General features: G+C 56.5%; 24 protein-coding genes and 1 pseudogene. 12 read left to right on the forward strand and 13 right to left on the reverse strand.

Annotated features, from left to right (window positions below):
• The 8 genes from KGA96_RS26570 to KGA96_RS26605 form a co-directional block, all read left to right on the forward strand.
• On the forward strand, positions 1 to 1,196 hold a 1,196-nt coding region (locus KGA96_RS26570; protein ID WP_223515514.1), incomplete at its 5' end, for a DUF2345 domain-containing protein.
• Positions 1,197 to 1,228: 32 nt separating this feature from the next.
• Positions 1,229 to 4,090: an EF-hand domain-containing protein gene (locus KGA96_RS26575; protein ID WP_223515516.1), complete on the forward strand. Its 2,862-nt coding sequence runs from the start codon at positions 1,229 to 1,231 to the stop codon at positions 4,088 to 4,090.
• A complete protein-coding gene (locus KGA96_RS26580) occupies positions 4,087 to 4,746 on the forward strand; it encodes a hypothetical protein (RefSeq protein ID WP_223515518.1) in 660 nt (219 codons plus the stop codon). Before KGA96_RS26575 ends, KGA96_RS26580 begins: the two co-directional genes overlap by 4 nt.
• A 109-nt stretch (positions 4,747 to 4,855) precedes the next feature.
• Positions 4,856 to 5,920, forward strand: coding sequence for a glycoside hydrolase family 19 protein (locus KGA96_RS26585; protein WP_223515520.1), 1,065 nt, complete (start codon positions 4,856 to 4,858; stop codon positions 5,918 to 5,920).
• Complete coding sequence (locus tag KGA96_RS26590; protein ID WP_223456810.1) at positions 5,917 to 6,711, forward strand: hypothetical protein; 795 nt, start codon at positions 5,917 to 5,919, stop codon at positions 6,709 to 6,711. Before KGA96_RS26585 ends, KGA96_RS26590 begins: the two co-directional genes overlap by 4 nt.
• A complete protein-coding gene (locus tag KGA96_RS26595) occupies positions 6,712 to 6,864 on the forward strand; it encodes a hypothetical protein (RefSeq protein ID WP_223456808.1) in 153 nt (50 codons plus the stop codon).
• Between the two features lie 199 nt (positions 6,865 to 7,063).
• Complete coding sequence (locus tag KGA96_RS26600) at positions 7,064 to 7,777, forward strand: hypothetical protein (RefSeq protein ID WP_223515522.1); 714 nt, start codon at positions 7,064 to 7,066, stop codon at positions 7,775 to 7,777.
• A gap of 637 nt (positions 7,778 to 8,414) precedes the next feature.
• Positions 8,415 to 8,771 (forward strand): EF-hand domain-containing protein, encoded by a 357-nt coding sequence (locus KGA96_RS26605; protein WP_223515524.1) that lies wholly within the window; start codon positions 8,415 to 8,417, stop codon positions 8,769 to 8,771.
• Here the strand turns inward: KGA96_RS26605 and KGA96_RS26610 are convergent.
• The 5 genes and pseudogenes from KGA96_RS26610 to KGA96_RS26630 form a co-directional block, all read right to left on the reverse strand.
• Positions 8,761 to 9,006: a hypothetical protein gene (locus KGA96_RS26610; protein WP_223515526.1), complete on the reverse strand. Its 246-nt coding sequence runs from the start codon at positions 9,004 to 9,006 to the stop codon at positions 8,761 to 8,763. The two genes, KGA96_RS26605 and KGA96_RS26610, sit on opposite strands and share 11 nt — an antisense overlap.
• Positions 9,007 to 9,023: 17 nt before the next feature.
• A complete protein-coding gene (locus KGA96_RS26615) occupies positions 9,024 to 10,370 on the reverse strand; it encodes a glutamine synthetase family protein (RefSeq protein ID WP_223515529.1) in 1,347 nt (448 codons plus the stop codon).
• Positions 10,371 to 10,390: 20 nt separating this feature from the next.
• The gene (locus tag KGA96_RS26620) at positions 10,391 to 10,945 is read right to left on the reverse strand and encodes a helix-turn-helix domain-containing protein (RefSeq protein ID WP_007976194.1); all 555 of its coding nucleotides are present in this window, start codon (positions 10,943 to 10,945) and stop codon (positions 10,391 to 10,393) included.
• A 25-nt stretch (positions 10,946 to 10,970) separates the two neighbouring features.
• Positions 10,971 to 12,260 (reverse strand): NAD(P)/FAD-dependent oxidoreductase, encoded by a 1,290-nt coding sequence (locus KGA96_RS26625; RefSeq protein ID WP_223515532.1) that lies wholly within the window; start codon positions 12,258 to 12,260, stop codon positions 10,971 to 10,973.
• A 171-nt stretch (positions 12,261 to 12,431) separates the two neighbouring features.
• Positions 12,432 to 12,692: pseudogene (locus KGA96_RS26630) on the reverse strand (NAD(P)/FAD-dependent oxidoreductase); the annotation flags it as partial.
• On the opposite strand from KGA96_RS26630, the gene KGA96_RS26635 reads away from it, so the two are divergent.
• Entirely contained in the window at positions 12,672 to 13,139 is a 468-nt protein-coding gene (locus KGA96_RS26635) for an RrF2 family transcriptional regulator (RefSeq protein WP_223464946.1), read from the forward strand. The pseudogene KGA96_RS26630 and the gene KGA96_RS26635 sit on opposite strands and share 21 nt — an antisense overlap.
• Positions 13,140 to 13,231: 92 nt before the next feature.
• Here KGA96_RS26635 and KGA96_RS26640 read toward each other — a convergent pair whose 3' ends face one another.
• Positions 13,232 to 13,567: a hypothetical protein gene (locus KGA96_RS26640; RefSeq protein WP_046043506.1), complete on the reverse strand. Its 336-nt coding sequence runs from the start codon at positions 13,565 to 13,567 to the stop codon at positions 13,232 to 13,234.
• A gap of 302 nt (positions 13,568 to 13,869) precedes the next feature.
• Between KGA96_RS26640 and KGA96_RS26645 the strand changes: the two genes are divergently transcribed.
• Both KGA96_RS26645 and osmE read left to right on the forward strand, forming a co-directional pair.
• Positions 13,870 to 14,109, forward strand: coding sequence for a hypothetical protein (locus tag KGA96_RS26645; RefSeq protein ID WP_046043505.1), 240 nt, complete (start codon positions 13,870 to 13,872; stop codon positions 14,107 to 14,109).
• A 13-nt stretch (positions 14,110 to 14,122) separates the two neighbouring features.
• Positions 14,123 to 14,473, forward strand: coding sequence for an osmotically-inducible lipoprotein OsmE (osmE, locus tag KGA96_RS26650; protein WP_223515535.1), 351 nt, complete (start codon positions 14,123 to 14,125; stop codon positions 14,471 to 14,473).
• Between the two features lie 51 nt (positions 14,474 to 14,524).
• On the opposite strand, the gene KGA96_RS26655 is transcribed toward osmE, so the two are convergent.
• On the reverse strand, positions 14,525 to 14,725 hold the full coding sequence (locus KGA96_RS26655; RefSeq protein ID WP_046043503.1) for an SPOR domain-containing protein: 201 nt from the start codon (positions 14,723 to 14,725) through the stop codon (positions 14,525 to 14,527).
• Between the two features lie 219 nt (positions 14,726 to 14,944).
• Here KGA96_RS26655 and KGA96_RS26660 point away from each other — a divergent pair, with 219 nt between their 5' ends.
• Positions 14,945 to 15,307 (forward strand): NUDIX hydrolase, encoded by a 363-nt coding sequence (locus tag KGA96_RS26660; RefSeq protein ID WP_223515538.1) that lies wholly within the window; start codon positions 14,945 to 14,947, stop codon positions 15,305 to 15,307.
• 3 nt (positions 15,308 to 15,310) lie between these two features.
• Here the strand turns inward: KGA96_RS26660 and KGA96_RS26665 are convergent, their stop codons facing one another.
• The 6 genes from KGA96_RS26665 to KGA96_RS26690 form a co-directional block, all read right to left on the reverse strand.
• The gene (locus KGA96_RS26665; RefSeq protein WP_046043500.1) at positions 15,311 to 16,009 is read right to left on the reverse strand and encodes an alpha/beta hydrolase; all 699 of its coding nucleotides are present in this window, start codon (positions 16,007 to 16,009) and stop codon (positions 15,311 to 15,313) included.
• A gap of 42 nt (positions 16,010 to 16,051) precedes the next feature.
• Positions 16,052 to 16,825, reverse strand: coding sequence for a 1,6-dihydroxycyclohexa-2,4-diene-1-carboxylate dehydrogenase (locus KGA96_RS26670; protein ID WP_046043499.1), 774 nt, complete (start codon positions 16,823 to 16,825; stop codon positions 16,052 to 16,054).
• A 24-nt stretch (positions 16,826 to 16,849) separates the two neighbouring features.
• Positions 16,850 to 17,863, reverse strand: coding sequence for a benzoate 1,2-dioxygenase electron transfer component BenC (benC, locus tag KGA96_RS26675; RefSeq protein ID WP_046043498.1), 1,014 nt, complete (start codon positions 17,861 to 17,863; stop codon positions 16,850 to 16,852).
• 10 nt (positions 17,864 to 17,873) lie between these two features.
• Complete coding sequence (benB, locus tag KGA96_RS26680) at positions 17,874 to 18,362, reverse strand: benzoate 1,2-dioxygenase small subunit (RefSeq protein WP_046043497.1); 489 nt, start codon at positions 18,360 to 18,362, stop codon at positions 17,874 to 17,876.
• On the reverse strand, positions 18,359 to 19,723 hold the full coding sequence (benA, locus tag KGA96_RS26685; RefSeq protein WP_046043496.1) for a benzoate 1,2-dioxygenase large subunit: 1,365 nt from the start codon (positions 19,721 to 19,723) through the stop codon (positions 18,359 to 18,361). Before benA ends, benB begins: the two co-directional genes overlap by 4 nt.
• 182 nt (positions 19,724 to 19,905) lie before the next feature.
• A complete protein-coding gene (locus KGA96_RS26690) occupies positions 19,906 to 20,865 on the reverse strand; it encodes an AraC family transcriptional regulator (protein WP_317850359.1) in 960 nt (319 codons plus the stop codon).
• Between the last annotated feature and the right edge of the window lie 77 nt (positions 20,866 to 20,942).

Below are 20,942 nucleotides of genomic sequence, written 5' to 3' on the forward strand. Positions count from 1 at the left end.
TGCCGGCACGCATCACCCACCCCCAGAGCAACCCCCTGTACACCGAAATCGACCTGCAAGGGCGCTACCGGGTCAAGTTCCTCTTCGACCGCGACACCTGGCCCGCCGGCCGCGAAAGCAAATGGCTGCGCCAGGCCCGCGCCTACGCCGGCGACACCTACGGCCTGCACCTGCCGCTGATCGCTGGCACCGAAGTCGCCATCGCTTTCGAGCAGGGCGACCCGGACCGCCCCTACATCGCCCACGCCCTGCACGACGACCAGCACCCCGACCTGGTGACCCAGCGCAACGACCACCGCAATGTGCTGCGCACGCCGACCAACAACAAGTTGCGCATGGATGACACGCGGGGGCAGGAGCACGTCAAGCTCAGTACCGAGTATGGCGGCAAGAGCCAACTCAACCTCGGGCATCTGGTGGATGGCCAGCGCAAGAAGCGGGGGGAAGGGTTTGAACTGCGTACGGATGATTGGGGCAGTCTGCGTGCAGGCAAAGGCGTATTCATCAGTGCCGACGCGCAGCCCAAAGCGCAGGGCCCGGTGCTGGACATGGACGCCGCCGTGGCCCGTCTGCAACAGGCCGGTGAACAGCTGCAACAGCTCTCCAGCGACGCCCAGACCGCCCGCGCCGAACCGGCCGATGTTGCCGCGCAACTGAACCTGCTGCGCCAGGATCTGGAACAGCTCAAATCCCAGGTCCTGCTGCTCAGCGCCCCCCAAGGCATCGCCCTGACCAGCGGAAAACACCTGCAACTGGCGGCGCAGGACAACCTGATGCTCAACGCCGGTGGCGAAGCCGACCTCAGCGTGGTCAAGCGCCTGTTCATCGGCGTCGGCCAGGGCCTGAGCCTGTTCGTACGCAAGCTCGGCATCAAGCTGATCGCCAACCAGGGCCCGGTGAGCGTGCAGGCGCAGAACGATCGCCTGGAACTGATCGCCCGGCATGGTCTGGACATCACCAGCACCGAAGACGAAATCCACATCACGGCAAAGAAGAAAATCGTCCTCAACGGCGGTGGCAGCTACCTCAGCCTGGAAGCGAGCGGCATCGAATCGGGCACGGCGGGCGATCACAAGGTCAACGCGGCGCATTTCGAACACAGCGGTGCAGCCAAACAAATACTCGAAATACCTCCGCTATCCCCGTTGACCGAGCACGACCACGAGTCCTTGGGGCTTACGGATTTCTCGGGCTGACCCCTGTGCCATTCAAGGAGTGAAAACACATCATGCGCGATTTACTTGTTTGGTTTTTTGGGACTCAGGCGTTTGACCGCCACCCACAATCAGAGCCCCCCTTTACTCCCGCCCAACCACGGCCGACTCAAGCAGCCCCAACGCCAGAACCAGAGCGTGAAGCACTGCAACCGTTGAAAAACTGGAGCCATCCGTTCAAGGACAAGCGCGATCCGCTGCGGCAGCTGACCCACATGGCCAACGCAGCGGCGGGCTACTACCCCTTGGGTCGAAACGGCCTCTGGCACGGCGGCGTGCATTTTGACAGCGGCACTGCCGGTCCCCTGGATCAATCCAGCGTGCATTGCCTGGCCGACGGTGAAGTGGTGGCCTACCGCATCGACACCCATTCGCCGACCACGCCCTACATCGTCAACAAACAGTCCTTAGAGAAACCGTTCTCGCGCAACTTCGTGCTGGTGCGCCATCGCCTTCAGCCGCCGAAAATCGAAGGCAGCCCGGACACCCCACCCAGCCTGACCTTCTACAGCCTGTACATGCACCTGCGGGATTGGGCGAGTTATGAAGCAGACGCTACGCTGCAACGTCCAGCCTTTTGGCCAGAACGTAATCTGCGAGTCAGAGCGGACGTCTCCAACACTCGCGTAGGCACCTCGACACCCAAAGGGTTGATAGTGCTCACCAAGCCGGCTGAAGGCGGTCATATGCTTCACCTCGACCTGCTGCCACCCGGCACGCCGGTGGTGGTCAGTGGCGAGGGCAAATACCGCAAGCTGGAACACTCCCGGGGCCCGGCTTCACTGTGTAACGCCGATGGCTCTCTGCAAGGCTATGTTGCCTTCCGCAGTCTGGACCATGTCAGCGGTGAGACCTATCGGGTCAGTTCTTCCGGTGATCATACGAATGTTCGGTCCCGCTTCGATCTCAACGGTCGTGACTTGCTCCTATTGAGGCAAGGAACGGAAATCACCATCAGTGGTGAAGGCGAGTTTCGCAAGCTGGAAAGCATCAGCCAATACGTGCTGGCCGCGTCGCTACAGGGTGAGCCAGCAGCGCTGACGGATCAGGTGGTGGTGCTCGACCACCCGCTGCCGATCAAGGCCGGGAATCTGATAGGCCATATCGGTCAATATCACGAATGCCGTGCCGAGCACCCGGAAGAGAAGCTGCACCTGGAAGTGTTCAGCGGCGATGACGTCGATATTTTCATCGAGGCCAGTCGTGCCTGGGCCCAGCGCCTGCCGGATAAAGACAAGACCTGGCTGAAGCTGGTCAAGGGCACGGCCGTGGTGACTCATGAAGACAATGCCACTGCCGCCCGCCTGCAGATGGCGAGTGCCTCCAGCCCACTCAGCGCCGCCGACCTGTTGCTCCCTAAAAGTGTGCTGGATGCTCTGCCGGCCGACCGAAAAATCCAGGTGCCGGCCAGCCCGAGCCACAACGCCCGCACCTGGTATCGCCTGGACGGGCTGCTACACGACGCGGACAACAACCTGCTCGACGGCTGGGTGCGCGAAGAAGTCGGTGTCACACCATGGCTCAGCCCATGGTCCTGGGAAGGCTACGACATCATCTACGACTACGGCACGCCTCGACATGCCCTCGCCTCGTTCTTCAGCAACATCCGCCAATTCAACGAAACGCAACTCGAACGCTACCGCCCCATGGTCGACGCTGAAGACAAAGGACCGGTCAAGAGCCGACTGTTCGACATCATCGACCGCAACCGCGACGGCAAAATGACCGCCGAGGAGCTGCAGGCAGCCATCACCCTGCCGGCCCATGCGCAATCGATATCGCAACTGATCATCTACAAGGAAAGCGAGTGGTATCACCAGTCACAAAAATGGGACGCGCTGGATGAGTTGCTCGGCCATAGCGGCTCGACGCCGCATTTGAACTGGTTGGCGGAGAAACAGCGGATCAAGCAGATAAGTTGGTGGAGTGAGGTGGCGGAGAAAGTGGGGTTGCCGTCATGGGGGAAGGTGTATCACTTTCATCCAATTGGCTTAGTCACAAACTTTCCGGCGAAAGATAAGTGCGCTTGCGGTTGTTGCTTCGGTGCGAATTTTGTGACTACACGTTATGGGCAACAGCACGGTCCAGTTTACTGGGGAAAATCAAAACTTGCAGACTTCAAAGGTTGGGATGATTTAGTTAACAGAGGAATTGTGACAACCGGGGAGCGCGCAATCCTCGTGGCGATGTCTGAAAACGAGGGCAATCTAGATGCCCTGCAGTCATATGATAGCGAGATATTGACTGCTGGCGCGATGCAGAAAACGATCAATCCACAAGGTTCGGGCGAGCTATCGCAACAGGTCTACGAATTCAAACAAGAACACCCTGGCCTATATCAGTCGTTATTCATGGCGTGCGGCTGGGAAGTCAGAACGGAAAATGGAAGACCGTTTCTTTATTATAACGGCATTACTGGCACCCATCTAAAAACCTTGCTACGCAATGGCTTTGATCAGGCATCATTTGAAAGCAAGGCCAAACTCAAATCTAAACCGCTGGCTGTATTTGCTCATGCGATTACCACAAATGAATATATAACGAAACAAGTAATGGATTTTGTTCGTCGCCTTAGAACGTCAAATTCAGTGACACCAACTGGATATCGTCCACGCATTATAAGTAATTACATTCGCTCGAATTTGGGAAAGGCAATTGTTCTCGATCATCACGTTAATCGTCCCGGCAATGTTGCAAACGACTTCGGCAATGCTCTTCAAATTCTTTATAACATGCACCCGACCTTAACTGACAATCCGGCACATTGGGGGGTAAATCATACAGAGCACGAAACTGCTTTATTGGAAATTTATGGCCCATCACGTCGCATGACTGATGCGGATCTTCGTTATAGAAGCCTGAAGAATAAATTATGAAACGCCGCCTCGTAATATTACTAGCAATTCCGCTTAACCCCGGAAACTTTGGGTACGCTTCAACTGAATGTGTCGAAGTAAAGAAAACATCGCGCATTGAGCATCTTCAGTATAGCGACCCGATTGGCAAACGATATCGCACCCTGACGATACTTAACAACGATAAAACCATACGAGAACTTCGTGGAGAAATAGACAATGGTGGGACATTTGAAAAAATAGATCCCCCCGAATTGTCACCAGACGGTAATTTCGTGTTACTGAGCCAAATCGAATCCGGCGAAGTAGAAACCTCAAGCGGCTCAGCAATACACCACGAGGTCGCCTACTGCGAGTTGGTGGATTTACGCAGTGGTTGCATTATTGCAAGAGAAACTGGTGAATTTTGCGGTGGCACGTTTACGCAGGATGGCAGGTGGAAAAACCAACTCTACCCTGAATTTCATTTAACCACTGAGATTCCTAGAGCAAAAAAATATGTGGAAGGCATGTTGAAATTTGCAGATTCTCCGGCGTCCTCATTTGACAATCTTCTAATTTGCGACCCGCCTGACGCTAACAACAAAGAAGACTATCGCACTATAATTGAGAACAACATCTTCAATTTGGACAACATTCAGCGTGAGTTCTTAAGACAAAATCTGAATGACAACTAGTGCTTTGCGAAGTATTCACAGCGACATTCTCGCAAAACTGTCGACTGGCGCGAAAGTCAAGTTGAGCGGAGAAGTCAATTACCACAAATAGGAACGCGTCAATCAACACATGAATATTGCGTCGCTCCAAGACGTGCTGGCCGCTTCGTTGCGGGGTGAGCCGGCAGCGTTGAGCCGACTGTTCGACATCATCGACCGCAACCGCGACGGCAAAATGACCGCCGAGGAGCTGCAGGCAGCCATCACCCTGCCGGCCCATGCGCAATCGATATCGCAACTGATCATCTACAAGGAAAGCGAGTGGTATCACCAGTCACAAAAATGGGACGCGCTGGATGAGTTGCTCGGCCATAGCGGCTCGACGCCGCATTTGAACTGGTTGGCGGAGAAGCAGCGGATCAAGCAGATAAGTTGGTGGAGTGAGGTGGCAGAGAAAGTCGGGTTGCCGGTGTATGGGAAGGTGTTTCACTTTCATCCGGTGGGGGTGAGTGGATTGCTCAACACGACTGAAAGAAGAATTACTGTGGAACTGTTAGAAAAAGTCACGGGGAAATCTGGCAATTGGTTTACGGGACGAGGAGGTGGACGCAACTTTATTAACGAATTCAAGGCGAGATATCCATTAATACACAAACATGACAAGTATGAATTTGTTGCTAGTTTAAATAAAGCTTTTGAGAGATATCAAATTACAAGCCCGCACCAACAAGCACATTTTATTGCTCAGTGTTTTCACGAGTCAGCGGGCTTCGAAACAACTGTAGAATTTGCGTCAGGTGAGCAGTACGACCCTGGCAGGCATGTCAATGCTGCAGCCAGCGGGAATACGGAAATCGGTGATGGCCCTAGATATAAAGGAAGAGGTCTAATTCAGCTCACTTGGAAAAATAATTATGCAGCTTACTCGAGCTACAGAGGAGTTGACTTTGTACGCTCGCCAAACTTAATTGCCGAAAACATGTTTGATGCCATAGATGTTTCATGTTGGTACTGGCGGCACAACGGCGCGGTAAGTAGACGACACAATGCACGTGGAAACATTAACATCCTTATAGACAACGAGCCCGACAATGTCAGGCTCGTTACGTTGGCGGTAAATGGTGGTGATAATGGACTGCATGAACGAGTAAAAATATACGAAGCGATTAGAGAAGAGTGGGGATTAAATAAATGAACACCATGAAACCGGTATTAACTGCTGGACTTTCACTGGCGCTATGCTTTCTTTCTTTTGGGGTTAATGCTGACCCTTCACTGCCTATTCTAAAAATTGATAATCGCACACCTCTTGCGATTTCGGTTTCTTTGCAAGGGATTCCTTATTCATTGCCGCCACCTACTAATTTCATGAGGCAAATCGAAGGGATTTATAGCAATGTTTATATTGAGGATTTAGATGGAGATGGAATAGGAGAAGTAATTTTTCGTCTAGAAGGAGACAGCATCAATATCTGCTATAAGGTATTGCAATACAGAGCCGCCAGCAATTCTTTAGATGAATTAATTTTCGATGATGGGGCTTTGTGTAATTTTAGAATCGGAGGTGATTATATCACCAGCTCCTACAGGGATGGCTCGACATGGAGTGAATATTTATATCACATTAGAGATGGGGTAGTTAAGCTTGAGATTCTAGATAGTTGCGTTGGGTGTGGAGAAATAAAGAGAGAGGTGTATCACCCGGATGGGTCAATTACTCGGCTTTTGGTTTCCGATAATGTTGATCATGAGCGTAGAACTCCATTGAGCGCTACGGTTTCATCATTTAAAGCCGTTATTTTTTCTTCGCCAGAGGCTGCAAGGTATACAAAAAAATATTTAGTCCAAGGAGACGAGGTCACACTGCTCGACTTTTTCAAAGACGATGATGGTTCGGATTGGATTGAATTTAGGTTTTCGGGGGTGGCAGTGACCGAAGGATGGTTAAAATGCAGTGACCTAGATAATTGCGAGAATATCAAGTAAATGTTCTCACCGCTGATCACCCACACAGAAAGTAAGTGGAATCAACAGCCACAGAAGTGGGAGGCGCTGGATGAGTTACTCGACCATAGCGGCTCGACGCCGCATTTGAACTGGCTGGCGGAGAAAAAGCGGATCAAGCAATTGATTTGTTAGGGGGACGAGGCGGACAGCGAGGGGTTGCCGGTGCAGGGTAAGGTGTTTCACTTTCATCCGGCGGGGTTGGATGGACAGTTGGCGAAGCTAGGTAGTCCAATTGATGTGGATGAGCTTTTAATGCAATACGAGAAGACACATACGCACTTCTCGCCTGCCATTTTAAAGCAGACATCAAAATTTTCCATGGAGTTTTAACATGACTAAATACTTTCCCCTACTCCTATCGCTACTACTTCTAGCCTGTTCAAAAGCTGCATCTAGAGAAATAGTGAGCGGGCAAACTCCGAGAAGTATCATACTGCGCGATAGCAATAGCGAAGTGACCTACAAGAATATAGTTGGCGACAAAGAAGGTTTCGACCGAAAACTAATAACCATAAATGACTCCCCTGCACTGCGCGCGAGTGCTAGATATAAGTTCTACTACACTCTGACACCTAAGGAGAACGAGATACTAATTGACTGCGCCTACTTTGACGTACGAAATATTTATAATGGCACCAGAGTATCCACCGCTATATGCGGGCTAAATACACAACTTACCGAGAACTACGATGAGATTGCGCAGGATTATTCAAATACATGGAGAGAGTCATTTTTTTCATTTGACACTAAAGAGATATTTGAGACTGGTATTGGGAAAGATTTTTTCCTGGGAAAAATAGGAGAAATTGAAATCTTTGATAGATACCCATCAGCAAACTCACTAGAAAACTCAGCACCTCAAAAAATCATTAAAAGTCGCTCTGGGTGCTTCAACTTTGCAGATGCTGTTGGATTTCTGGTTTTTATCAACAAAGATAACCCCACTCTCCATTACCTTGACGTGCTTCGCTCTGAAGATCCGCTGCGACTTCAAAGAATGCAGGAGCAAGATCTAAAAAAAATTGCGGTGAAAAAATGTACGTGACGCTTTCAGAGTAACCTTTGAAATGCGAATTTTTCAAAGCTGTGCACACTCGTAAAAATTAGACTATTATCCCGACGGATAGATTTTACAAGCGTTCTAAATATGTGGAGAATTAAAAATCAACCAATTAGGATATATATTATTCCTTGCTCTTGCATCACTTCAAACTGCAAGAGCTGACGTAAATTACTCCGCAGCATCCGAAGTAAACTCCGGAAGAATTAAAGACACGCTAGTTCGATATATAAAGACATTCGAAGATGATTGCCTTGAAGTCGAGGTAGTGAATGCAGGCGCTAAGCTTAGCGTGCTATCAAGCATGCATTTATGTAGCTTTGAAGGTAAGCCGTTCTCAACAGGATTTGCTTATGCAGGTTTTCAAGATATAACTTTTGAAAAAGATGGCATCCACTTAACTTTAAGCATTACGCCTTTGGAACCTACGGGTGAGGAAGTAAGGGAATGCGTGATCCCAATTGCAGAGGGAAACATGAGCGATCTCCAATGCTCTAGCGCAAGGAGACTAAACTGACTTAGCGGAAGAAATAATTGAAAAAACTCGGTACTGAATAGGTCTAATCAAAGAATTGGTAACGGGTATTGCCTCGACGGCTGGGTACGCGAAGAAGTCGGTACCTTGCATCGGCTCAACCCCCTGGTCCCGGCCTCGTGCTACAGCAACATCCGCCACTTCAACGAAACGCAACTCGAACGCTACCGCCTCATGGCCGACGCAGAAGACAAGGGACCGGTCAAGAGCCGACTGTTCGACACCATCGACCGCAACCGCGACGGCAAAATGACCGCCGAGGAACTGCAGGCAGCCATCCGCCTGCCGGCCCATGCGCAGTCAATTTCGCAACTGATCATCCACAAGGAAAGTGAGTGGTATCACCAGCCACAGAAGTGGAACGCGCTGGATGACTTGCTTGGCCATAGCGGTTCGACTCCGCATTTGAACTGGTTGGCGGAGAAACAGAGGATCATGAAATAGGAATCGAGAGAAAACCCGCCTGTCCGGTCGCTCGGCCGACACCCATGAAGGGGGGCATGGCGGTCTCAATTTTCAGGCAAAAAAAATCCCAGGCAGCTGATGGACGCCTGGGATTTAAAAATGCATAAACCGTGGTGGTGAACGCGGCGCGGATATTACGGAATATTTCGGCCTGTAACAAGATATTTTTATTCACTATCCAGTTACTAATCCTTCTAACCCCTTCAATATCCACATCTTTTCCAAGGGCAACTACAGAAACCAGCGATACTCCCGCGCGCTGATGTCATGCAGAAATGCCAGATGATCCTGACGCTTGTTTTCGCAGTAGACGTCCACGAACTCCGCCCCCAAGCCCTCGCGCAACGATGCATGATTTTGCATGGACTGCACGGCTTCAAGCATTTCCAACGGAAAGTCGATGCCACTGCCGCGGTCTTCGTTGAGCGGTGCAATCGGCTCGCGCTCCCCTTCCAGGCCTTGCTCCAACCCCACCAGGATCGCCGCCAACGCCAGATACGGGTTGGCATCAGCGCCCGCCAGGCGATGTTCGATGCGCAGGTTCTTGATGTCCGACTCCGGAATACGCAAGCAGGCATCGCGATCCTCGAAGCCCCAACTGGCGCGGGACGCGACGTTCACGGTACCGCTCAAGCGGCGCATGGCATTGTGGTTCGGAGCAAAGATCGGCATGCAGTGCGGCAACACCTCCAGGCAACCGGCCACTGCATGGCGCAGCGCCCGCTGGCCGTTCGCCGCCAGCAGGTTGTTGCCGGCCTGGTCATACAGGCTGACATGCACGTGCATGCCGCTGCCGGGGTGCTGCAGGTAGGGTTTGGCCATGAAGCTGGCGCGGTAGTTGTGCTTGAGCGCTACGCCCCGGGTGCTGCGGCAGAACAGGGCCGCCCAGTCGGCGGCGCGCAGGCCGTCATCGCAATGGCCGAAGTTGATTTCGAACTGGCCCGGGCCGAGCTCGGCGGTGATCACCGTGGCATCGACGCCCTGGGCTCGCGCGGTCTCGACCATTTCATCGAGCACCGGGGCGAAACGCGACAAGCGTTCGATGTGCATGTTCGGCTGATCGTCGGCATCGCCGGTCAATTCATCACGAGGGAACTGCGGCAAGCCGTCCTTCAAGCGGCTGTCGAACAGGTAAAACTCCAGCTCGAAGGCCACCACCGGGAAAATGCCTTTACGATGCAGTCGGTCCAGCACCCGTGCCAGCACTTCACGGGGTTCGAATTCGATGGGCTTTTCGGTGCCGTCGGAGGTGATCAGCATCTGGCCCAGGGGCTGCTTTTCCCAGCTCACCAGCTTCAAGGTGCCGGGCACCAAACGGCGCAGCGCATCCGGGTCACCATCGTTGAAGCAGTAATCGCCGATCTTGAACAGTCCGCCCTGGGTGCCGAGCAGCACGCAGTTCTGCGGCAGCTTCAGTGCACTGCCGGCAGCGACTTTTTCCAGCATCTCGATCGGGTAGCGCTTGCCGTAGAAATGCCCCGGAATGTCCAGGGAGATCAGGTCGACGTAACGCACTTCGGGGTTGCAGTGGCGGAAGTTGCGAACCTCGGCCAGCAGTTCAGAGCACACAGCATCCATCGTTTTGTTCCTTGTTGTTATCAGGTGTAAACCCAAAGCACACGGGTCAGTTGGTCGGACAGGTTGCCGTAGCGGCAGTGCGCATGGCTGGCCAGTTGAAAGCTGTCACCGGGATGCAGGGTCACCGGTTCGTTGTCGTCGAGCCACAGGGTCAACTGCCCTTCCAGGACGTAACCGCCCTGCTCGGAGCTGTCCTTCATGTGTCGGTCACCGCTGCTGGCGCCGGGTTCGAGCTGGCTTTCGAGCATCGAAAAGGACGCGCGCATCTTTGGCGACACGAGGATGTCGGTGATGCCGTCGGCGTAGTACAGCGTGCGGCGCTCGTCCGGGCGGGTGACCCAGGACAAGGCCATGGGTTTGGGCAGGCTGTAGAAATAGGTGGTTGGCACCCCCAGGGTTTCGCTGATGGCGGTCAGGTCCGCCACGGTCGGGCGCGACAGGCCACGTTCGACCTGGGACAGAAAACCCACGGAGCGACCGATTTTGTCCGCCAGTTCCTTGAGGGTGTATTTCTTGTGCTTGCGCAGGTCCTGGATCAGGATCGCCAGCGCCGAGATTTCTTCTTGCATGTCCATCTAGAGGCTTCCAGAAAGTGTCGCTTCAAATGCTGTCGCGCAGTCGATACCAGGCTTTGCCGATGGCTTCCAGCGGCGCGGCCAGGTATTTGCCGCCGGGAAAACTGCCGTTGTTCAGGCCCTGGTACAGGGACAGCTCGTCGGGCTGACCGAGCACCGCGTCGGACACCGCCCGCGCCGCGGCCAGTGTCGGCAGCACGCCATGCCCGGAATACCCCTGCATCCAGTACAGATCGCCACGGCGTCCGATATCCGGTGTGCGTTTGAGGGTCAGGTCGATGTGGCCGCCCCAGGCAAACTCCAGCCCGACGCCGGTGAGTTGCGGGAACACGCGTTCCAGGAACGGCCGGGTCGCGGCGGCGATGTCCTTGGGCATCCCGCCCAGGTAAGTGCAACCGCCACCGAACAGCAGGCGGTTATCCGGGGTGCGGCGGAAATAATCGAGTACGAACTGGTTGTCGGTCACGCATACGTTGCTCGGCAGCAGCGCGGTGGCTTGCTCCTCGGTGAGCGGCGCAGTCGCGACCTGATAGGTCCCGACCGGCAACACGCAACTGGCCAGTTGTGGGTCGAGTCGGTCGAGGTAAGCGTTGCACGCCAGCACCAGCACATCGGCGCGAATACGACCGCGCTCGGTGTTCACCACAAACCCGTCGCCCTCCTCGCCATAGTTCAGCGCCTTGCTGAGCTCGTGGATGCGCCCACCGGCCCGCTCAATGGCATCGGCAAGGCCCAGGGCCAGTTTCAGCGGATTCAGATGCCCACCCTCGGGATCGAATAGGCCGGCCTGATAGCGCTCGCTGGCAACCCACTGGGCCAAATCGCTGCGCTCGATAAATTGCAGTTTGTCGTGGCCCCACTTGTGGCTGGCCTCGTGTTGCCATTCGGTCAGCAGGCCTACCCGACGGGGCATCACCGAGGTCCAGAGATGACCGGCGCGGTAGTCGCAATCGAACTCATGGCGACCGGGCAAGTCACGCAGCTCCCGTGCGGCCCAGCGCATGCCGTCCCACAGTCGGCGTGCCCGTTCGTAACCCAGTGCCGCTTCCAGCGGTGGCATGTCGCACGACCAGCCAAGAATCGCCTGGCCGCCATTACGCCCGGACGCGGCCCAGGCCACCCGGCTGGCTTCGAGCAAGGTCACGCGCTTGCCGGCCAGCGCCAGGCGCAAAGCCGTGTGCAATCCACTGAAGCCGGCCCCGATGATCAGCACTTCGGTGTCTTGCTCACCTTCCAGTGCGGCTCGATCGACCAGACGATCGGCACAGGAATGGGCGTAGTAACTGTCGACATGCCGGGTGGATTGCTGAAACATACGGCCTCGTGAAATTTTGTATTTTTAATTTCATGAAAAAATACACGGTAAATTTCATACAGGCAATCAATGCGTAAAAAATCCCGCTCAGGCGAACCCGAGCGGGATTTTTTTATTCAGACGTGATGTTCGAATCAATCAGGCCACAGGAATCATCGGATCCGCCGCGGCTCACGCGGTGTCGCGTTTAGCCGCTGGCGGGTAGATCCGTTGGGTGTTGATCTGGGTTTTCAGCGACTTGGCCTCCTCCTTGACCAACTTGACCTGACGATCCCAACCCTCGGTGTACACCACACCCCAGGCCCCCAGGTCCAGGCAGGTCACGTACTTCGGCTGGCTGTACGGCGTCGGGTCGACACCGAGGATCTGTGCCGCCACGTTACTGCCGGCGTGACGCCCCAGGACAATGGCGTGCTGGCAGGTCATCAAGGCGTCCCCCAGGACTATCTGGCGAAAATCTTCACCAAGCTGGCCAAGGCCAGACTGGTAGTCGCCACCGAAGGCGTGCGCGGAGGCTTCAAGCTGGCCCGGCCCGCTGACGAAATCACCTTGCTGGACATCGTCAACGCCATCGACGGCCACAAGTCGATTTTCGATTGTCGGGAGATCCGTGGCCGTTGCGCAGTGTTTGACGGCGCCCCGCCTGAATGGGCATTGGAGGGTCTGTGCGCGGTCCATGGTGCAATGATGGTTGCGCAAAAACGCATGGAAGAGGCACTCGCCCAACAAACCATCCTCGACATCGCCAGGAAATTCGGGCGCAAGGCCCCGCCAGAGTTCGGCGTCAAGGTGGAAAGCTGGATGGGCGAACGTCGGGAACGCAAAAGTGCCGCCCAGGCCAGCGAGCAAATCATCCCGACGACCAACCTTTCAGACTGATCCACAAAAAAAAACCGGATGCACGCCAGGCATCCGGTTTTTTCTCAATTGAGTCGAAAAACGGTCGGTGACCGATTTTCACTCTCCCGCGCTTACAAACAGTCGCGCACGATTTTGCGCAGGTCGCCGGACTTGGCCCAAGGTGGCCCCTGATACAGCGAAACCTGGCTGCCGTCCTTGTACTTCACGATATCCAGCACTTCGTCGGCCGTGATCACACTGGGCGCGGTGATGCGGTATCCGTTGGATATCGAAATCTGGGTCGTATTCGATACTTCCTTTTGCCAGGCAGGCAACACGCACGCCGCATACTCTTTTGGCGCCTTCGCGCTGTGCTTGCTGACATTCGGCTCGCCCGGTACCAGCGACGCCGGCAACGAGCACCCGCCCAGCAATGCCAGCACGACCCCCCCCATCAACATCCGCATGCTGCTTCCTTAAATTAGAAAAAAGAGAATGTAGCTCGCCGTCGTCACTACATCCATCCCCAACGATTCGGCGTGTCATTGATATCGCTTCTACCGGTTAGTTCCTTGCCTTCAGATAATCCATCCATCTTTCGCGGGCTTCATGCTGGCGTTGCTTGACTTGCTCCCATTTTGGCCCGATGAGTTGATGAGCCGATATCAGTTTTTCCCGACCAAAGGAAACCCCGCTGATTCAGACAAACACAACATCCGGTGCGGTAAACGGGTCTAAAATTCCGGAATGAGGAGTTCAGGAGGTCATCATGTGGCTTAACGAATCGGAACAGGAACTTCGGCGTGATCTGCAAGGGCTTGCATCAGATTTGCGCTGGTCGGCCGTGGAGCTTTTGCGCATCGAGCAGCAATTGCGCCTGCTCGGAAACGACATCGACGCGCAAGCCGTTCAGAAACTGTGTGCTTTGTTTCAGGGAGATGAAGCAAAACTGTCCGGCTACGCCGAGGAAGTGAAAGCCAAGGTCATTAGCCGCAACAAGGCTCAATAGCGGGAGCGCTGCCATGAACAGGCCTCTATTCACGCTGGTCGTCGCACTGACTGCGTTGGCAGGCTGCAGCACCAACTCGATCTACCAGGATCAGCCGCTGGTCGCGAAAGTCGACACCGGCATGACCCAGGAGCAAGTCCGGCAAATCGGCGGGCAGCCCCTGGCGGTCAGCGACCGTACTATCGAACCCGGCACCTGCTTTGACTACAAGCTGACTCAGTCCGGCCATCAACAGGCGTTCAATGTCAGCTTTGATGGCCGGGGCATGGTCGACCACAAGAGTTTCATGACCTGCGCGGAATGGAGCCACACGCAACAAAAGGCCCGGGAACCCTCCCGCCCCAGTGGCGGCGGCGGCTACTAGCGTCGTTGCATCATGAAAAAGCCCCGGAGAACCGGGGCTTCGGGCCTGATTTCATTTTGTCTGATGGCTGCCCGCAGGCCTGCCGGCACGAGCCCTGTAGCCGGGCAGCGACGCGGCAAACGCCAGCGCTTCTTCCCGATTGGTAAACGAGCCCAGTCGGTCGCCTTGGGTACACACCCGCCAGGGGCCGTTGTTGACGCTGAGTACGTCGTAACCGTTCATGTGCATTTTGTTCAGCATCGGAACGCTCATAGTCACCTCCTCTTGGGCAGTGATATCAGGTTGACTTGCTTACCTTACACCCACCCTTGTCCAAAATACCGACCAGACGTCGCCATGGAAATTCCATGTTTCGGTTGCACTTATCGTCACATCGGCAGCTCAAATTACTCAGATAGCAGCGTAATCGCGGCCCTGGCCCGAATGCTGCACTTGCATGCCTGCACCATGACAACGGCCATCGGGTAATCCATGAAAGTACGCGCAACGATCATCTGCGAGCAGGAAAGGCATGTACTGCTGGTACGCAAGCCGGGAGGACGCTGGACGCTGCCTGGCGGCAAGCTCGAATGGGGTGAAAGCGCAGCCGATGCCGCCGTTCGCGAGTTGCTGGAAGAAACCGGCCTGCGGGTCGACGAGTTGATGTATGTGCAGGAGTTGGAATCGGACGGCACCCGACACCATGTATTCGAGGTGTCGGTGCTGAACCTGGAACAATTGCGGCCGCTGAACGAGATCTCTGATTGCATCTGGCACCCGCTGGATGCGGTTCACAACCTGAACATCAGCGACGCCATGCGCAGTATTGTCGGCACCTTTGTGCGCCGCTTGTAGACCCTAGCCTTTGGCCAACGCCGTCGCGGCCCTGTCGATCAAGGCTGCCACTTCGGCTGGCATCGACGCCAGTGACGCATGGCTGGCATGCAAGGTCAGAATCTCCCGGGCGTTGAGCCGCGCCGCCATCCATTGCTGGTTTTGTGGCGCGATCATCCGGTCGTCGGTCGAAACCTGATACCACGATGGTTTGTTCTTCCAGGCCACCGTGCCAATGGTGTCACCGAAGGTGCTCGCCAGCGGCGCTTTCTGGGTGAGGCCCATGACCAACCCTTCGGTCGCAGGAAGGTCCTGGCAGAAGCTCTCGTGGTAGAGCTCGGGCTTGACCCACAGGTAACCGTCGCTATCCGGCGCCAGGTTTGCCGCTGCCGCAGGCGGGTGCCGTTGCGTGATGCCGCCGGGGCTTTCGCCGGCGTCCGGGGCGAACGCGGCGATGTACACCAGCCCGACCACATTCGGCTGGTCGCCGGCTTCGGTGATCACTGCGCCGCCGTAGGAGTGCCCCACCAGCAGCACCGGACCGGGCACCTGGGCGACCATCTTGCGCGTGCGCTCGGCATCCTCGGCCAGCGAAGTCAGCGGCAACTCGACGGCACGAATGTGCGTGTCGCCCCGACTGAGCAATTTGACGATGACCTTGTTCCAGTGGGCAGCACCGCCCCAGAAACCATGGACCAGCACGATCGTGGGTTTGTCACTCATCACCTTGACTCCGTTTGCCGTTGGGTTTGTCTGTCGCTTGCCTCAGCCCTGATCGCCACCGCCCACGGGCATGACCATACCGGTGATATAGGACGCTTCGTCGCTGGCCAGAAACAGAATAGCCCCCGCCTGCTCATCCAGGGTGCCGTAGCGTTTCATCAAACTGCTGTCGAGGGTCTGGTCGACGATCTGCTGGTACCAGAGTTTTTCCTGCTCACTCTGCTCGGCACCGTTGCGGGGTATGCGTCGCGGCGGTGCTTCGGTGCCGCCTGGCGCCGTGGCATTGACTCGTACGCCGCGACCGGCGGTTTCGAACGCCAGACAAGCGGTCAAGGCGTTGACCCCACCCTTTGCCGCACCGTAGGGCACGCGGTTGAGGCTGCGGGTGGCGATGGAGGACACGTTGACGATCGCACCACTGCCCTGCTCCAGCATGAACGGCAGCGCGGCATGGCAACACCACAAGGTCGGGAACAGCGAACGGCGAACCTCGGCCTCGATCTGCGACGCGTCATAGTGCTCGAACGGCTTGGCCCAGATTGTCCCGCCAACGTTATTGACCAGCACATCGAGGCGACCGAAGCGCTCGACGGCGGTTTGCATCACCCGACTGCATTCCTCGTATTGCTCAAGGTCGGCGGTCAGGGCCAATACCTGGGTGGTTGACGCCAACTGTTGCTGGACTTCGAACACCAGGTCGGAGCGATCCACCAGGATCAGCTTCGCCCCTTCGGCGGCCATACGCTCGGCCACCCGCCGACCGATGCCTTGGGCAGCGCCGGTGATCAGGGCGACTTTGTCTTGAAATCGGTTCATCTCTGTCTCCCACAACAACGCGATTCAAGCCGCGCTGGCGGCAAATTTTTCGAAGTAAAAGTTGGCCGGTGCGATGCCTTGTTCGCGAATGAACTGGCTGACGGCCTCGACCATCGGCGGCGGCCCGCACAGGTAGACGTCGACGTCGCCATCGTTCAGGTGCTTCGGCTCGATGTGCTGGGTCACGTAGCCCTTGAGCGGGTGCTGGCTCTCGGGGCTGGCGACGCAGGCGCTGAAGGTGAAGTTGGGGATGCGCGCGGCAAAGGCTTCGAGGCGGTCGATTTCCACCAGGTCGAAATCGTGGGTCACGCCGTAGATCAGGTGCAGCGGGTGATCGCTGCCCTGCTCGGCGATCTTCTCCAGCATCGCGGTAAATGGCGCCAGCCCGGTGCCACCGGCCAGCAGCAACAGCGGCCGACGAATGTCACGCAGGTAGAAGCTGCCCAAGGGACCTGCCAGGCTCATGCAGTCGCCGGCCTTGGCCATGCCGGTCAGGAAGCTGCTCATCAGGCCGCCGGGCACATTGCGGATCAGGAAGCTGACCTCGCCATCGCGCTGCAACGAGCTGAACGAGTAGGCACGGGTCTGCTCGCTGCCAGGAATCCCGAGGTTCACATATTGCCCCGGCAGGAACGCCAGCTTGCTCAGGGCCTCACCCTTGATCGACAGCGCGATGGTGCTGTCGGACAACTGGCGCACGGCACTGATGGTGGCGTCGTAGCTGGCCTGACGGGTGCGGCAGACTTCGGAGGATGTCGGTACACGCACCACGCAATCGCTTTTGGCGCGCATCTGGCAGGTCAGGACAAAACCCTGTGCGGCCTCTTCAGGGCTGAGGGCGTCCTCGATGTATTCCTCACCCAGATCGTATTGACCGGCTTCGGCAAAACACTTGCAGGTACCGCAAGCGCCGTCGCGGCAGTCCAGCGGGATGTTGATGCCCTGGCGGTACGCGGCGTCGGCCACGGTTTCGCCGGCGTTGGCGTCGATGAACCGGGTGACGCCGTCTTCAAAATTGAACGCAATGGAATGGGTCATGACGGCAGTCTCACAAGTGGTAAACATCGATGACCTGGCGAACGTAGTCGTTCTTCAGGATCACTTTCTTGGCCAAGATCTGCGTGTTTTCACCGCGCACGTCGAGGGTGTAGAAACTGCTGCCGAAATAGCTGTCGACGGTCTTGTAGCGAAAACTCAGGGTGTGCCAGTTGAAGCGCACCTTGCACAGTCCGTCGCTCTGTTCGAGCAGCTCGATGTTGCTGATGTTGTGGGAGGTGCGAGTGTCCGGCACGCTGGCGCTGGAGCGCTCGGTCTTGATGCGGAAGATGCGGTCTTCCAGGCCCGTGCGGTTGCCGTACCAGATCAGCGAGATTTCCCGCTGCGGGTCCTCGGTCAACTCGTCGTTGTCGTCCCAGGACGGCATCCAGTACGTCGCGTCGGGGGCGTACAGTTCCAGCCATTCGTCCCACTGGCGGTCGTCGAGGTAGCGTGCTTCGCGGTAGAGAAAATCGCGCACCGCTTCATAGGAAATGGTCATTGCACGTCCTCCACGGCGATCAGCTTCGACTGCTCGGCCGCCAGGGCCTTGAGCATGGTCTGCTGCCAATACTTGTGTTGCAGCACGAACAGGCCCTCATCTTCGGTGCGCACGCCACTGAGCAGCGGATGCAGGTCGATTTCCTTGGCTGCCTCGTCGGCGCCTTCGATCCAGTGCTCGGCGCCACGGGACATGTCGTTCCAGGTGGTGACGCTGCCCTGATAGCTGGTCTGGCAGGAGCGGAATTCCTCCAGATCGTCCGGCGTGGCCATGCCGCTGACGTTGAAGAAATCCTCGTACTGACGAATCCGGCTGGAACGGGCGTGGTCGCTCTCGCCTTTGGGGGCGATGCAGTAGATGGTGATTTCCGTGCGGTTGACCGAGATCGGCCGGGCGATGCGGATCTGCGAGCTGAACTGGTCCATCAGGTACACGTTCGGGTACAGGCACAGGTTGCGCGAGTTCTCGATCATCCAGTCGGCGCGGGCCTTGCCGAAGTCTTGCGCCAGCTCATCGCGGCGCTCGTAGAGCGGACGATCCTCGGGGTTGGCCCAGCGGGTCCAGAGCAGCATGTGGCCCTTGTCGAAGGAATAGAAACCGCCGCCCTGCTTGGCCCAGCTGCCGGCGCTCATGGTCGGATTGCTGTCACCCGCCTCGCGCTGCTTGCGCTGGTTCTGGGTGGCCGCGTAGTTCCAGTGCACGGAGCTGACGTGGTAGCCGTCGGCGCCGTTCTCGGCGGTGAGCTTCCAGTTGCCTTCGTAGATGTAGCTGGAAGAGCCGCGCAGCACTTCCAGGCCATCGGCGGACTGGTCGACGATCATGTCGATGATCTTCGCCGACTCGCCCAGGTGCTCGACCAGTGGCAGCACATCGGCTTTCAGGCTGCCGAACAGGAAGCCGCGATAGGACTCGAAACGCGCAACCTTGGTCAGGTCATGGGAGCCTTCGCAGTTGAAGCTCGACGGGTAGCCGGCGTTGGCCGGATCCTTGACCTTGAGCAGTTTGCCGGAGTTGTTGAAGGTCCAGCCGTGGAACGGGCAGGTGTAAGAGCTCTTGTTGCCGGACTTGTGCCGGCACAAGGTCGCGCCACGGTGACTGCAGGCATTGATGAAGGCGTTGAGCACACCGTCCTTGTTGCGCGCGATGAAGATCGACTGGCGCCCCATGGTGGTGGTGTAGAAATCGTTGATGTTGGGGATCTGGCTTTCGTGGGCCAGGTACAGCCAGTTGCCCTCGAAGATGTGTTCCATCTCAAGGTCGAACAACCGGGGATCGGTGAACATCTCGCGTTTGCAGCGATAGAGGCCCTGCTCGGGATCGTCTTCAAGCAGGGAATGCACGTATTCGGGTCGCAGGGTCATGGCCGCCGCCTCCATTGTTATTGTTCAGGCAGGGGTCATGCTAGGACGGGGCAATGGGGCGGACTATCCGCGGGGTGCAGACCTTTATCCGTTTTGTGCAGTCACTGGCGGTGTGTCAGGCGCCGTCAATGGTGAATGTGCCGGCCCCATCGTCGGATCAGACAACATCAAACCTGAAGGTCTCAATGCCGACGTTTGAGGGTATCGGACGGCAATTCGCCGAACTGCTTGCGGTAGCTGTCGGAGAACCGTCCCAGGTGCAGGAAGCCGTAATCCATCGCCACTTCGGTGACGTTGCGCACGTTGCAGGTCGGGTCGCTCAGGCAGGCATTGATGCGTTCCAGGCGTTTCTGGCGCAGGTAGTTTTTCGGCGTAACGCCGGCATTGCGCTCGAACAGTCCATACAACGAGCGCAGGCTCATGTGCGCCTGGCGCGCCAGTGCTTCGCTGTCGATGTCCTGCTTGAGGTTACTGGCGATGTAATCGGCAATCGCCTCGAACGTGGCCGTCTGCGAGCCCAGCTCGAGGCGGCAGACATTGGTTTTCATCAGGCTGAGCATCTTGCTGACGATGATCTGCGTGTAATGCTCCTGCACCCTGGGGATCTGCTCGGTGGATTCAGCCTCCTGGCAGATCATCCCCAACAGGTTGACGAAACCTTCCAGTTCATTGAGCTGATAACGGTTTTCCAGAAAACGCACGCCCTGCCCCGGATAGCGCCAGCGCTGCTCATCGCAGACCGATTCAAACAAGCGGGTCGGGACTTTGAGGATGAATTTTTCGCAATCGTCGGAGTACGTCAGGTCCACCGGATCGTCGGGATTGATCAACAGCAGTTCGCCGGGGGCGAAGTAATGCTCCTGACCGTGGCCGCGCCACAGGCAATTGCCGCGCAGCAGCACTTGCAGGTGATAGATGCTGTCCAGCGCACCGGACGTCACGCGCACACTGGCGCCGTAGCTGATGCGGCACAGGTCGAGGCTGGCGAACTTGCGATGGTCGAGACTGGCCAGCGGGCTGCCGGCACGGGGCATGACAATGCAGTGGTTACCGACGTGCTGATTGACGTAGCCCGACACCGCATAAGGGTCGGCATGGTCGAACACTCTGCTGCGCTGACTCAACAGTTGAGCTTGCATCATCGGGTCACTCTCATTGTTGTTATAGGTTGCGTCGGGCCATTCTAGAACAGTGCGTCAGTCCCTTGAGATATTTCCGG

The sequence above is a fragment of the Pseudomonas sp. GL-R-26 genome, from assembly GCF_019947365.1.
Taxonomy (GTDB): Bacteria; Pseudomonadota; Gammaproteobacteria; order Pseudomonadales; family Pseudomonadaceae; genus Aquipseudomonas.

Excerpts from the sequence above, each read along its gene's own strand:
- KGA96_RS26600 (WP_223515522.1), top strand. The coding sequence starts at position 7,064 with ATGACTAAATACTTTCCCCTACTCCTATCGCTACTACTTCTAGCCTGT.
- benA (WP_046043496.1), bottom strand. The coding sequence starts at position 19,723 with ATGACCCTGCGACCCGAATACGTGCATTCCCTGCTTGAAGACGATCCC.
- benB (WP_046043497.1), bottom strand. The coding sequence starts at position 18,362 with ATGACCATTTCCTATGAAGCGGTGCGCGATTTTCTCTACCGCGAAGCA.
- KGA96_RS26660 (WP_223515538.1), top strand. The coding sequence starts at position 14,945 with ATGAAAGTACGCGCAACGATCATCTGCGAGCAGGAAAGGCATGTACTG.
- KGA96_RS26580 (WP_223515518.1), top strand. The coding sequence starts at position 4,087 with ATGAAACGCCGCCTCGTAATATTACTAGCAATTCCGCTTAACCCCGGA.
- KGA96_RS26655 (WP_046043503.1), bottom strand. The coding sequence starts at position 14,725 with ATGAGCGTTCCGATGCTGAACAAAATGCACATGAACGGTTACGACGTA.
- KGA96_RS26620 (WP_007976194.1), bottom strand. The coding sequence starts at position 10,945 with ATGGACATGCAAGAAGAAATCTCGGCGCTGGCGATCCTGATCCAGGAC.
- KGA96_RS26670 (WP_046043499.1), bottom strand. The coding sequence starts at position 16,825 with ATGAACCGATTTCAAGACAAAGTCGCCCTGATCACCGGCGCTGCCCAA.
- KGA96_RS26665 (WP_046043500.1), bottom strand. The coding sequence starts at position 16,009 with ATGAGTGACAAACCCACGATCGTGCTGGTCCATGGTTTCTGGGGCGGT.
- KGA96_RS26615 (WP_223515529.1), bottom strand. The coding sequence starts at position 10,370 with ATGGATGCTGTGTGCTCTGAACTGCTGGCCGAGGTTCGCAACTTCCGC.
- KGA96_RS26690 (WP_317850359.1), bottom strand. The coding sequence starts at position 20,865 with ATGATGCAAGCTCAACTGTTGAGTCAGCGCAGCAGAGTGTTCGACCAT.
- KGA96_RS26625 (WP_223515532.1), bottom strand. The coding sequence starts at position 12,260 with ATGTTTCAGCAATCCACCCGGCATGTCGACAGTTACTACGCCCATTCC.
- KGA96_RS26645 (WP_046043505.1), top strand. The coding sequence starts at position 13,870 with ATGTGGCTTAACGAATCGGAACAGGAACTTCGGCGTGATCTGCAAGGG.
- KGA96_RS26595 (WP_223456808.1), top strand. The coding sequence starts at position 6,712 with ATGTTCTCACCGCTGATCACCCACACAGAAAGTAAGTGGAATCAACAG.
- KGA96_RS26575 (WP_223515516.1), top strand. The coding sequence starts at position 1,229 with ATGCGCGATTTACTTGTTTGGTTTTTTGGGACTCAGGCGTTTGACCGC.
- KGA96_RS26590 (WP_223456810.1), top strand. The coding sequence starts at position 5,917 with ATGAACACCATGAAACCGGTATTAACTGCTGGACTTTCACTGGCGCTA.
- benC (WP_046043498.1), bottom strand. The coding sequence starts at position 17,863 with ATGACCCATTCCATTGCGTTCAATTTTGAAGACGGCGTCACCCGGTTC.
- osmE (WP_223515535.1), top strand. The coding sequence starts at position 14,123 with ATGAACAGGCCTCTATTCACGCTGGTCGTCGCACTGACTGCGTTGGCA.
- KGA96_RS26585 (WP_223515520.1), top strand. The coding sequence starts at position 4,856 with ATGAATATTGCGTCGCTCCAAGACGTGCTGGCCGCTTCGTTGCGGGGT.
- KGA96_RS26640 (WP_046043506.1), bottom strand. The coding sequence starts at position 13,567 with ATGCGGATGTTGATGGGGGGGGTCGTGCTGGCATTGCTGGGCGGGTGC.